We start from the raw sequence: 11973 nt of genomic DNA on the forward strand, positions 1-11973 counted from the left end.
TGCGACCGAAGGGAGCTCGCTGCGCTCGCCACCCACTCCCGGCCCCTCCCTTGCAGGGAGGGGAGTTTGTAGTGACGTGAGATATTTCCCACGCTAATGCCCGCCGACTTATGACTGACGAAACGCCCAGCACCGCGGATTATCGCGACACCGTCTTCCTGCCCAAGACCGACTTCCCGATGAAGGCCGGCCTAGCGCAGAAGGAGCCGGCGATTCTCGCGCGCTGGGAGAGCGAGGATTTGTACGGCAAGCTCCGCGCACAACGCGCCGGGCGCAAACGCTTCATCCTTCACGACGGCCCGCCTTACGCCAATGGCGACATCCATATGGGCCATGCGATGAACAAGGTGCTGAAGGACATCATCGTCCGCAGCCAGTCCTTGCTCGGCAAGGACGCGCCTTACGTCCCCGGCTGGGACTGCCACGGCCTGCCGATCGAATGGCAGGTCGAGAAGCAATATAAGGACAAGAAGCTCGACAAGGATCAGGTCCCGGTCGACCAGTTCCGCGCCGAATGCCGCGCTTATGCCGCCAAATGGGTCGAGGTGCAGCGCGAGCAGTTCAAGCGCCTGGGCGTGATGGGCGACTGGGACGATCCCTATCTGACGATGAAGTTCGACGCCGAGGCGGCGATCGTCGGCGAATTGCTCAAGTTCGCCGAAAGCGGCCAGCTCTATCGCGGCGCCAAGCCGGTGATGTGGTCGCCGGTCGAAAAGACCGCGCTGGCCGAGGCCGAGGTCGAATATGAGGATGTGGTCTCGACGCAGATCGACGTCGCGTTCGAGATCGTCGAGGCGCCGAATGCGCCCGAACTGGTCGGCGCGCATGCGGTGATCTGGACGACCACGCCCTGGACGATCCCGGTCAACCAGGCGTTGGCTTATGGGCCGGACGTCGATTACGAAATCGTGTCGTTGACGGGATTCAATTGGGCGGCTGGCGAGGCAATTGAGCCGGTGCGCTCGCAACTGCGTGCATTGGGCGGCAAGCGTTTCCTGGTCGCTGCTGAGCTCAGGGCGAAGCTCAGCGCCCGATTGGGCGCAGGTCTGGCAGAAGTCGTGCTTCGCCCAGAAGGGACGATCAAGGGCTCCCAACTCGCCGGCGCCGTCGCACGTCACCCGATGCACAAGCTCGGCGGGTTCTTCGCCAAGCCGCGTCCGTTCCTGCCCGGCGATTTCGTCACCACCGATGCCGGCACCGGCCTCGTCCATATGTCGCCCGATCATGGCGAGGACGACTTCCTGCTATGCAAGGCGCACGGCATCGACCCGGTGTTCGCCGTCGACGCAGCCGGTTTTTACCGTCCGGACTGGCTGTGGCTGGGCGGGCAGGGCAATGTCATCAACAAGAAGTTCGTCGCCTCGGACGGGCCGATCTGCAGCGACCTGCGCGAGGCGGGTGCCCTGCTCGCCGCCTCGGACGATTTCGCGCATAGCTATCCGCATAGCTGGCGGTCCAAGGCCAAGGTGATCTTCCGCGCGACCCCGCAATGGTTCATCCCGATGGACCAGTCGCAGAAGAGCGCGAATGCCGCCGCGGTCGCGATCGACCTGCCGGAGCCGGGCGACCTCGCCGGCTTCGCGCCGTCGATCGGTCATGCCGCGGGCAATGGACCGACTTTGCGCGAAGTCGCGCTCGACGCGATCGAGCGCACGCGCTGGGTGCCCGAACGCAGCCAGAACCGCATCCGCTCGATGGTCGAGGGGCGCCCCGACTGGGTGATCAGCCGCCAGCGCGCCTGGGGCGTGCCGATCGCGCTCTACCTCAACCGCGCGACCGGCGAGTATCTGCGCGACCCCGCGGTCAACGACCGTATCGTCAAGGCCTTCGAGGCCGGCGGCGCCGACGCCTGGTTCACCGCGGACCACCAGGCGCTGCTCGGCCCCGGCTACAAGCTCGACGATTTCGAGCCACAGAACGACATTCTCGACGTGTGGTTCGATTCGGGATCGACCCATGTCTTCACGATCGAGGCGCGGTATGGGGAGGGCGTGCGCGCCGACCTCTATCTCGAAGGATCGGACCAGCATCGCGGCTGGTTCCAATCGTCGCTGCTCGAAAGCTGCGGCACGCGCGGCCGCGCGCCCTATGACGCGGTGTTGACCCACGGCTTCGCGCTCGACGGCAATGGCCGCAAGATGTCCAAGAGCCTCGGCAATGTCGTCGATCCGCTCAAGATCATCTCGGAATCGGGCGCCGACATCCTGCGCATGTGGGTCGCGTCGGTCGATTATTTCGAGGACGTGCGGATCGGCAAGGAAGTGCTGGCGACGACCAGCGACGCCTATCGCAAGCTCAGGAACACCTTCCGCTACCTGCTCGGCGCGCTCGACGGCTTCAGCGAGGCCGAGCGCGTCGCGCCCAAGGACATGCCGCAGCTCGAACTCTATGTGCTCGACCTGCTCGGCAAGCTCGATTGCGAGCTCAAGGCGGCGACCGATGCATTCGAGTTCAACCGTTATCTGCGCCTGCTGACCGACTTCGCGCAGGACGATTTGTCGGCATTCTTCTTCGATATCCGCAAGGACTCGCTCTATTGTGACGCGCCGACGGATCTCAAGCGCCGCGCCTATCGCACCGTGCTCGATATCCTGTTCCACGCGCTGGTTCGTTACGCCGCGCCGATCCTGGTTTTCACCACCGAGGAGGCATGGCAGGCGCGGTTCCCCGATGCGGACTCGGTCCATTTGCTGGAATGGCCCGAACTGCCCAAGATCCCCGCCGACAAGGTAATCGCGACCGAATGGACCGGGCTGCGCGAGTTGCGCGCGCAAGTGACCGAGGCGATCGAGCCGTTCCGCCGCGACAAGGTGATCCGTTCGAGCCTCGAGGCCGAGGTCACCGTGCCCGAAATGTCGCTGTCGGCCGAGGATCTCGCCGAGGCGTTCATCGTCGCCAAGGTGAGCAAGGGGCCGCTGGCGGTTACCCGCAGTGATTATCACAAATGCGGCCGCTGCTGGCGCCTCCTGCCCGAAGTGACGGCGGACGGCGCTTTGTGTGACCGCTGCACTGGAGTCGTCTCGTGACCTGGAAACTGCCCAAGATCGGGTTGATCAGCGCGCTATCGCTCTTCGTCCTCGACCAGCTCGTGAAGTGGCTGGTGATCGGCCCGATCGGTCTGACCTATGAAGGCGATGAGCGGATCGTGCTGCCGATCTTCACCCTGCGCAATGTTCACAATCACGGTGTGTCGCTCGGCTTCCTGCGCGCCGACAGCGCGGCGTCGACCTGGCTGTTGGTCGGGATGACCGGCGCGATCGCGGTCGCGGTGCTGGTGTGGATGTGGCGCGAGCGCAATCGCCAGGACCAGTTCGCGCTGGGCATGATCGCCGGCGGCGCGCTCGGCAATATCCTCGATCGCGTGCGGCTGGGCTATGTCCAGGATTACGCCGATCTGCACTTCGGCGCATGGTCGCCGTTTTTGAACTTCAATCTTGCCGACGCTGCGATTACGGTGGGGGTGCTCATCCTGCTCGCGCGGGCACTTTTGGTGCGCGACAAGCCGCGAGCGGATGGAGCGGACGTGGAGAAATCGAATGCGTAAGGTTGTGCCGATTGTTGCCGTGGCGGGCGTTGCTTTGTTGCTCGCCGGATGCGGCCATCGCGGGTTCGACCGCGCGCGTCCCGACGAATATGCCGTCGCGCGCGCGCAGCCGCTGGTCGTGCCGCCCGATTTCTCGCTTCAGCCGCCACAGCCGGGCGTGACTCGCCCGCAGGACAATAACCCGTCGGCGCAGGCGCTCGATGCCCTGTTCGGCGGCCCGGCCCCGCGGAGCCAGGCCGAGAACGGCACGCTCGATTCTGCCGGCGGCGATTCGGCCAGCCCGGGCATTCGCTCGGACGCCGGCGACCCCGACACCAAGATCGTCGACAAGGGCGGCACCACCCGCGACATCGTCGCCGCCCCCGAAGGCGACGGCCAGAGCGCGCGGACGACCGCGAACTGAATTTTCGACAGGGGTGGTTCGTCTTTCTCCCCTCCCACTTGTGGGAGGGGCTGGGGGAGGGCTTGCGGCCTCCCGCCATCGGACACGCCCTCCCCTAGCCCCTCCCGCAGGCGGGAGGGGAATTTGGTTATCCCACTTCGACAACGCGCACCTGACCGGATAATGGCGCGCGATGAATTCCTTCTCTCCCAATCGGAAGCGTCCGCGCGCCATCGCGGCATGGCTGTGGTGCGTCGCCGTTTTGATCGTCGCGATCGTCGTGGTTGGTGGCATCACGCGCCTGACCGAATCGGGCCTGTCGATCACCGAGTGGAAGCCGCTGACCGGCATCATTCCGCCGCTGACCGATGCGCAATGGCAAGCCGAGTTCGCCAATTACCGTAAGATCCCGCAATATGAGGCGATCCATGCCGGCATGACGCTGGCCGGGTTCAAGAGCATTTTCTTCTGGGAATATATCCACCGCTTGCTCGGCCGCGTGATCGGCATGGCGTTTGCGCTACCGCTCTTGTGGTTCGCGATCCGGCGGCAGATCCCGCGCGGCTATTGGTGGCGGCTGGTCGCCTTGTTCGCGCTCGGCGGGTTACAGGGCGCACTGGGCTGGATCATGGTGCGCTCGGGATTGTCGGTGCGGACCGAGGTGGCACCGTTGCTGCTCGCCGCGCATCTCTTGACCGCGTTGTTCACGCTTGCCGGCATCGTCTGGACCGCGCTCGATCTCCAGGCGCTGGCGCGCGACCGCCGGGCATTGCCGGCGCGCCTGACCGGACTGGGTCTGGCCGCAGGCGTCATCCTGTTCGTGCAATTATTCTACGGCGCGCTGATGGCCGGGCTGCGCGCCGGGCTGGTCAGCGATTCGTGGCCGCTGATGAACGGCCGCTTCTTCCCCGGCGCCAGCCAGTCGGGCGAATCGCTCGGGCAACTGCTGACCGAGGATCCCGCGATCGTCCATTTCATTCACCGCTGGTGGGCCTGGGTGGCGGTCGTGGTTTTGGTGGTGCTGGCGCGCGCGGTGAAGAAGATCGATCGCCCGGCCTCGGTCGCGATCCACAGCGCCTTCGGCATCCAGATCCTGCTCGGCATCGCGACGGTGATGACCCAGGTGAACATCGCGTTAGCCGCGTTCCACCAATTGGTTGGCGCGTTGCTGCTGGTCAGCGTGGTATGGGGAGCGCATGCCATCGGCAGGAGGCGCGCATGACCGACATAGCTATCGTCCAGTCAAGCTTCGGCGATCCCGCCGAAGCCGCACTGGTCGCGCGCAAGCTGCTCGAAGAACGGCTGGCGGCGTGCACCTCACTCGTGCCGATCACCTCGATCTATCGCTGGGAGGATGTGACCCAGGAAGCGGCCGAGACCGTGATGACCGCCAAGACGACGATCGAGCTGGCGACGCAAGTGGCGGCACGAATCGGCCAGCTGCACAGCTATGACCTGCCCGTGATCGAACGCTGGCCTGTCGCGGTCGATGACGCGGTAGCGGCGTGGGTGAAGAACACGACCGGCTGAGGGTTGGGGAGGTCGGTTAATCGACGGGTATCATAATACCCGTCAGCAAAAGCCCGGTTTTGCTTGACTTTCGCGGGGTCTGGCGGCATTTGCCCGCCACGGACGCGGCTCGGTGACGGGCCGCGCGTTTGTTTTTTAACGCCATAACCGGAAGGTCAACAGCCCATGAAGGCGCTGATGAAGACCACCAAGTCGGCCAAGCCGCACGAGGTGGAAAAGAAATGGCACATCGTCGATGCCACCGATCTGGTGGTCGGCCGCGCTGCGGTCGTGATCGCCAATGTGCTGCGCGGCAAGCACAAGACCAGCTTTACCCCGCACGTCGATTGCGGTGACAATGTCATCGTCATCAACGCTGACAAGATCAAGTTCACCGGCAAGAAGCTGGCCGACAAGATCTATTACAAGCACACCGGCTATGCCGGCGGCATCAAGGGGATCACCGCGGGCAAGGTGCTCGAGGGTCGCTTCCCCGAGCGCGTGCTCGAAAAGGCCGTCGAGCGGATGATTCCGCGCGGTCCGCTGGGTCGCGATCAGATGCGCAACCTGCGCATCTACAAGGGTAGCGAGCATCCGCACGAAGCCCAGAACCCCGAAGTCCTCGACATCGCCGGCATGAACCGGAAGAACAAGGTGGGCGCATAATGGTCGACACCAACAACACCGACGGGCGCCAGTCGCTTTCCGATCTCGGCACTGTCCTGCAGCAGCAGGGTGAGGCCGCCGAAGCTGCCGCCGAGCAGCGCGCCGACGATTATCTCGAAGGCAAGATCGACGAGCCGGTCCAGACCGCGCCGCTGCGCGCGCAGGAACTCGACAAGTTCGGTCGTGCTTACGCGACCGGCCGCCGCAAGGACGCCGTTGCGCGCGTTTGGCTGAAGCCGGGCACGGGCAAGATCACGGTCAATGGCCGCGATCAGGAAGTCTATTTCGCGCGTCCGACCTTGCGTCTGGTGATCAACCAGGTGTTCGGCGTCGCCGGCCGTGAAGGCCAGTATGACGTGATCTGCACGGTCAAGGGCGGTGGCCTCTCGGGCCAGGCCGGCGCGGTCAAGCACGGCATCAGCCAGGCACTGACCAAGTTCGAGCCGATCCTGCGGACCCCGGTCAAGCGCGCGGGTTTCCTGACCCGCGACAGCCGCACCGTCGAGCGCAAGAAGTACGGCCGCGCCAAGGCGCGTCGCAGCTTCCAGTTCTCGAAGCGCTAAGACGCAAGCGGCTTCGGATTGCTTCGGCGATCCGGCCAAAGATCAGAAGGGGCGGTCCGGCAACGGGCCGCCTTTTTTGCGTCCGCATCGGGTTGCGGGCTCGCCTGTTGGACGGTTCGATGGCATTCTAAAAATGGCCGGGGCGGGCGATTCGACAGGAGGCAGTCATGGCGACGATCACTACCCGCGACGGAACCACAATATATTATCAGGATATGGGGTCGGGTCAGCCGATCCTGTTTTCGCATGGCTGGCCTTTGTCGTCGGAAGCATGGGACCGGCAATTGGTCGATTTTGCGCATCTGGGTTTCCGCACGATCGCGCATGACCGCCGCAGCCATGGCCGTTCGTCCCAGACCTGGGACGGCAACAATATGGACCAATATGCCGACGACCTCGCGGAACTGATCGAGCAACTCGACCTCAAGGACATCATCCTGGTCGGCCATTCGACCGGTGGTGGCGAGGTCACTCATTATTGCGGGCGCCACGGCACCGATCGTGTCGCCAAGATCGTACTGGTCGGCGCGGTGCCGCCCATCATGCTGAAGAGCGACAGCAATCCCGAAGGCACGCCGATTGAGGCGTTTGACGGTATCCGCGCGGGTACGCTCAACCGAGCGCAATTCTACAAGGACCTGTCGATGCCGTTCTACGGCTTCAATCGCGACGGCGCGACGGTGCAGGAAGGGCTGCGTGAGAATTTCTGGCTGCAGGGCATGCTCGGCGGCCTGAAGGGCCATTACGACTGCGTCCACGAATTTTCGGAAGTCGATTACACCGAGGATTTGAAGAAGATCGGCGTGCCCGCTTTGGTGATCCATGGTAGCGACGACCAGATCGTACCGATCGCGGCGGCGGGGCTGAAGTCGTCCAAAATCCTGCCCAACGCGACGCTCAAAATCTACGAGGGCGCGCCCCACGGCCTCGCCGAGACCTTGCCCGAGAAGTTCAACGCCGATTTGCTGGCGTTCATCAAGGGTGAGGTTTCGGTCGATCACGAGCAGATGTTGATCGCGCAGCCGATCGCTTAGGTAACGGATGAAAGGGGGGCGGTCCGGCGACGGGCCGCCCATCCTGATCATTCGGCCGCAAGTCCGTCCCTGCTTGATCCGACGATCTTTGGCGGCATCTCGGGTGCCCGTTCCTCGGCGGCTGTCGGCACGGTTTCGTCCAACGGCTGTAGCCAGCCCGAATAGCGGACGATGCGCCCGGCGAGCGGTGCCGACACCGCGACGGCGAAGCGGAAACGATCGCCCTCCTGCCATTCGCGTGCGTCGATCCGCGGTGCGAGCAAGCGGGGCAGCCGCACGCCGAAGACGCTCCAACGACGCAATTCCATCCTCAGTCCGTCGCCGTCGGACGGAAGCGCGAAGCCAAAGCGGATCGGGCCGAAGCGCTCGACCGCCAGTCCCTTTCGTGCGCTCAGCTCGCTTCTGAAGCGGTTTCCGCCAAAATCGCGTGTCCAGGTCTCGCGCCCGTCGCGCTCGGCAAAGCCGACGTGGAGCGGATAGCTGCCCGCTGGCGGCATGCCCATCATCCCGCCGAGCAGCCGGGCCAATAGGCTTCGACCGCGCTCGACCGCCCCTTCGCCCGCCGCACCACCATCGCCGCTGATGCCGTGGATCATCTGGACCAGCCGCGGCAGGTCGCCGAAGCGCTCGTCCATCAGCCGCTGGTAAAGCGGCGGCGGCAGCGCCCGCTCAACGGTCTCGTGCTGGATCGCCAGCCTGGCGAACAAGGGCTCGAAATCCTCCGGCTCCAACTCGTACCACGCATGGCGCGCGCCGGGTTTGACCTGGCCGGCGAGGATCCGTCCGGCGAGGATCTCCGCCGCAAGCGTCGGAATTTCGGGACCCTCGCCGTTGGTCGCTACGATCGTCCAACGCCGCTCGATGCCCGCGCCGCCGCGCCGGCCCTTAAGGGTGATCGTCATGCCGGAACGGTCACCTCCCAGCCTGGCGGAGGCGCGATAGAGCGCCATCAATCCGCGTTTCCATGGTAGCAGCGAGCGGAGCCAACCCCAGCGCACCGGCCAACTGAGCAGCCATAGCGACGTCATTTGGAAATCGAGCTCGGTGCCTGCGCGGAAGGTCACCGCGGGGCGGCCGGGCAGCGCATCGGGAACGATCGCGTGATCGGGGACATCGGCGATCCCGACAAGGCGGCCAGGAAGCCCGCTGCCCCCCACCAGCATCGGCTGGCGACGCAATTCCTGCCAGCCGTGCACCGTCTCCCAATGCTTGCCGCGCCACAAGCGCACCGGTTGACCTATATAGCTCAGCATCGCTTCGGCGATCGACTTGCCGGCGCTCGCGCGGTTCGAGGCGCTCAGCGCCATTTCGATGCTGTCGACCTGGGTGAGATCTGCGACAAGTCGCCGCACGATGGCGCCGGAAAGCGCAGGCACGCTCGAAGCCCCCGATATGATCGCGACGCGCGCGACGCGGGCTTGCCTGTCGAGCGCGCCGATCCCGCAGACGAAATCGCGCGCGTCAGCGAGGTCGAGATAGGGGATGCTCATCGCCACGCACGCTTCGGGGACGATATATCCGCTGCCCTGGAACGGTCCGGCGGCGTCGATCACCAGATCGGGGCGGTGGCGCGCCATGACGAGGCCAATGGCGTGGTTGCGATCGGCGACGACCGGCTCGGCGCGGTCGAGCGAGGCGCAGAACGCCGCCGCCTTGTCGGCGCTGCGCCCAGCGACGAGCACGTCATGCCCCGCTGCGATCAGCCGTCGCGTCAGTCGCGCGCCGAACCCGCCATAGCCGCCGATGACCAGAATGCGGCTCACAACAGCCGATCCCTGAACGCAGGGTCCGGCAACCAGCATGTGTCCCGCTTGCCGAACAGCCGGTAGCGATTGCGCGCAACCCAGCGATAGACGGGGTCGCGCAGCAGTCGCGGAACCAGGCGGAACATCGCGCCCGCACGCCATGGCCAGCCAAGCCCGGACCAGATCGCCAATATCGCATCGCTGTCGCGCCGCACGCGATCGCCGTCGACCACGATCAGCGTGTTGGGATCGGCGGGATCGATCCCGAATCGGCGATAGAGCGCGCTGCCCGCTTCTCCTTGCATCGACGCGAGCAGGAAGCGGCCTTGGCGGTCATGGTCGAGCACGAATTGCGCATTGGCGGAGCACAACAGGCATTCGGCGTCGAACACGATGATCGGGCGGTTCTCCATCACCGCTCGATCGGATCGGCGAATAACGCGACCTGATGGACCAGTTCGCCGAACCACGGATGGATCAGGTCGAGCGCGAAAACGAACCGCCCGCCGCCGATATCCTGGTGCCGGATCACCAACTCCCCGGGCGCCAGCCAGCGCGGCCATCGCAGCCGCACGCCGAACAGACGCAGGAAGTAATGATCGCCGACGAACAACAGCGCGCCGTCCTCGATCGCCAAGCGCAATGCGATGCCGATGCCATGGCCGAGATATTCCTCTAGCCCGGTCGGGCCGGCGAAGCGCTTGGCGCTCTGGATGACTTGCGGGAAGCCCTCGGCGCGACCGTAATGGCGGCTCCAATATTGGCCGTGTCCGGCGCGATCCTCGGTGATGCAGACCGTCGCGGGGACGCCCGTATCGCGCCCCAATGGCAAGGGCGCACCGATCAGCCGCGCGGCCTGGGCCAACAGCCAGCCCGCCGCGGTCATCCGGCTTTCGACCACTTCGCCGGCATAAGTGATCGCAGCGCTGGCGGTTGCCTTGCGCTCGAAGCGATGGCGGATGGCGGCGGGCAGGGCATTCCAATGTCCAGGCGGCAACAATCGCGCGAACTGGCTCGTGCCAAAGGCTGACGGCCGGGCGGTATTCCGCCGCCATCCCGCATATCCCGCTCCCGTCACCTCGTTTGCCAGCGTCGCCATGATCGATCCCCTGTGTTCAGGTGTCCTTCTTGGCCTTGGGCAGAAAGGCGAGGATACGCTTGCCCATGCCGATCAGCATCATCAGCCGGCTCGGCGGCACCTCGATCATCTGCTGGTACCAATCGTCGATCGTCATCACGAAGTCGCGCATGTCGTCGATCCGCTGGCGCGCGACGCGGCCGATTCTGGGATCGCGCGCAGCGGTGTCGGCGCAGGTACGCAGCGCCGCGACCGCCGGATCGATCTCGCGCTCCTTGCGGCCCTGGGCGATGCGAGTCAGCATCTGCCACAGATCGACTTCCGCCTCGTAATGGTCGCGGCGGTCGCCCATCACCGGCACGCGGCGGATCAGCTTCCAGCCCATCAGCTCCTTGAGCGAATTGGAAATATTGGAACGCGCGATGCGGAGCATGTCGCTCATCTCCTCGGCATGGAGCGGTCGCTCGCTGAGGTAGAGCAAGGCATGGATCTGCGCGACCGAGCGGTTGACGCCCCATTGCCCGCCCATCTCTCCCCAATGCAGCACGAACTGGAGCACTGCAGGAGGTAGCTGGTTCGACTCATCGGTAATTTCTGTCATAACAGAAATATCTGACAGAACGCGCTTGGAGTCAATCCTGGGTCCGGTTATCGTCGCGGGCCATGGAGCATGCCGAAACCCTGGCGACGATCATCGATTTCATTCGCGGCGTCGGCATTGCCGTCGAGACGGCGGCGCTGCCGGAAGACGGCTTCCTGCCGGCGATCGCGGTGCGCGATGGACGGCTGATTTATGATCCCGACCGCCTGCAATATCCGGGCGACTTGCTGCACGAAGCTGGACACATTGCCGTGACCGATCCGGAGCTGCGCCCGACGGTCAGCGAGTTTGACGGCAATGGTGGCGACGAGATGGCCGCGATGGGCTGGTCCTATGCAGCAGCACTGGCGGCGGGGATCGATCCGCGCGTGGTGTTTCATGACTTTGGCTATCGAGGAGGGGGCCAGGCCATCCTGGAGAATTTCGCCGAGGGCCGCTTCCTGGGCGTCCCGATGCTGCAATATTACGGACTCGCGCGCCGTACAGCCGATGACGGCGAGCAATATCCGGCAATGATCAGATGGCTCAGATAACTCGATCAATCGACACGAACCGGGCGCTGGGGTAAGGCGGTCCGATGGCTGATCTTCCTTCGACGCCGCTGCTCGACACCGTTTCGACGCCGGCGGATCTTCGCAACCTGAAGCCCGAGCAGCTGCGCCAGCTGGCGGACGAACTGCGCGCGGAGACGATCTCGGCGGTGGGGACGACCGGCGGCCATCTCGGTTCGGGGCTCGGCGTGGTCGAGCTGACGACCGCGATCCATTATGTGTTCAACACCCCTGACGACCGGCTGATCTGGGACGTCGGGCATCAATGCTATCCGCACAAGATCCTGACCGGGCGACGCG

The 11973-nt window shown here is 64.9% G+C and carries 14 protein-coding genes; 10 read left to right on the forward strand and 4 right to left on the reverse strand.

Annotation, left to right across the window (positions count from 1 at the left end; translation table 11 throughout):
- Positions 1 to 110: 110 nt before the first annotated feature.
- The 8 genes from ileS (at position 111) to AC1DQQ_RS18850 (ending at position 7698) form a co-directional block, all read left to right on the forward strand.
- The gene (gene ileS / locus AC1DQQ_RS18815) at positions 111 to 3026 is read left to right on the forward strand and encodes an isoleucine--tRNA ligase (RefSeq protein ID WP_478046301.1); all 2916 of its coding nucleotides are present in this window, start codon (positions 111 to 113) and stop codon (positions 3024 to 3026) included.
- Complete coding sequence (lspA, locus tag AC1DQQ_RS18820; RefSeq protein WP_478046303.1) at positions 3023 to 3544, forward strand: signal peptidase II; 522 nt, start codon at positions 3023 to 3025, stop codon at positions 3542 to 3544. The genes ileS and lspA overlap by 4 nt, the downstream gene beginning before the upstream one ends.
- On the forward strand, positions 3537 to 3947 hold the full coding sequence (locus AC1DQQ_RS18825; protein ID WP_478031524.1) for a DUF3035 domain-containing protein: 411 nt from the start codon (positions 3537 to 3539) through the stop codon (positions 3945 to 3947). Before lspA ends, AC1DQQ_RS18825 begins: the two co-directional genes overlap by 8 nt.
- A 172-nt stretch (positions 3948 to 4119) precedes the next feature.
- The gene (locus AC1DQQ_RS18830; protein ID WP_478046304.1) at positions 4120 to 5148 is read left to right on the forward strand and encodes a COX15/CtaA family protein; all 1029 of its coding nucleotides are present in this window, start codon (positions 4120 to 4122) and stop codon (positions 5146 to 5148) included.
- On the forward strand, positions 5145 to 5456 hold the full coding sequence (cutA, locus tag AC1DQQ_RS18835; protein ID WP_478046306.1) for a divalent-cation tolerance protein CutA: 312 nt from the start codon (positions 5145 to 5147) through the stop codon (positions 5454 to 5456). Before AC1DQQ_RS18830 ends, cutA begins: the two co-directional genes overlap by 4 nt.
- A 165-nt stretch (positions 5457 to 5621) precedes the next feature.
- Complete coding sequence (gene rplM, locus AC1DQQ_RS18840; protein ID WP_478046307.1) at positions 5622 to 6101, forward strand: 50S ribosomal protein L13; 480 nt, start codon at positions 5622 to 5624, stop codon at positions 6099 to 6101.
- Entirely contained in the window at positions 6101 to 6664 is a 564-nt protein-coding gene (rpsI, locus tag AC1DQQ_RS18845) for a 30S ribosomal protein S9 (protein WP_478046309.1), read from the forward strand. The genes rplM and rpsI overlap by 1 nt, the downstream gene beginning before the upstream one ends.
- 167 nt (positions 6665 to 6831) lie before the next feature.
- Positions 6832 to 7698, forward strand: a complete 867-nt coding sequence (locus AC1DQQ_RS18850; RefSeq protein ID WP_478046311.1) for an alpha/beta fold hydrolase — start codon at positions 6832 to 6834, stop codon at positions 7696 to 7698.
- A 47-nt stretch (positions 7699 to 7745) separates the two neighbouring features.
- Here the strand turns inward: AC1DQQ_RS18850 and AC1DQQ_RS18855 are convergent, their stop codons facing one another.
- From AC1DQQ_RS18855 to AC1DQQ_RS18870, 4 genes are read right to left on the reverse strand one after another with little or no spacing between them, the layout of a single operon-like run.
- Entirely contained in the window at positions 7746 to 9461 is a 1716-nt protein-coding gene (locus AC1DQQ_RS18855) for a DUF4166 domain-containing protein (protein WP_478046313.1), read from the reverse strand.
- A complete protein-coding gene (locus tag AC1DQQ_RS18860) occupies positions 9458 to 9856 on the reverse strand; it encodes a thiol-disulfide oxidoreductase DCC family protein (RefSeq protein ID WP_478031533.1) in 399 nt (132 codons plus the stop codon). Before AC1DQQ_RS18860 ends, AC1DQQ_RS18855 begins: the two co-directional genes overlap by 4 nt.
- Positions 9856 to 10542, reverse strand: coding sequence for a DUF4166 domain-containing protein (locus AC1DQQ_RS18865; RefSeq protein ID WP_478046315.1), 687 nt, complete (start codon positions 10540 to 10542; stop codon positions 9856 to 9858). Before AC1DQQ_RS18865 ends, AC1DQQ_RS18860 begins: the two co-directional genes overlap by 1 nt.
- Positions 10543 to 10558: 16 nt before the next feature.
- Positions 10559 to 11122 (reverse strand): GbsR/MarR family transcriptional regulator, encoded by a 564-nt coding sequence (locus AC1DQQ_RS18870; protein WP_478041084.1) that lies wholly within the window; start codon positions 11120 to 11122, stop codon positions 10559 to 10561.
- Positions 11123 to 11184: 62 nt separating this feature from the next.
- Here AC1DQQ_RS18870 and AC1DQQ_RS18875 point away from each other — a divergent pair, with 62 nt between their 5' ends.
- Positions 11185 to 11655 carry a hypothetical protein gene (locus tag AC1DQQ_RS18875; RefSeq protein WP_478031538.1) on the forward strand — a complete coding sequence of 157 codons (471 nt, stop codon included), beginning with the start codon at positions 11185 to 11187 and terminating at the stop codon, positions 11653 to 11655.
- Between the two features lie 44 nt (positions 11656 to 11699).
- Positions 11700 to 11973, forward strand: a 274-nt coding sequence (locus AC1DQQ_RS18880) for a 1-deoxy-D-xylulose-5-phosphate synthase N-terminal domain-containing protein (protein WP_478046317.1), incomplete at its 3' end; no start/stop codon positions are given.

It is taken from the genome of Sphingomonas sp. P4_G3 (assembly GCF_056401105.1).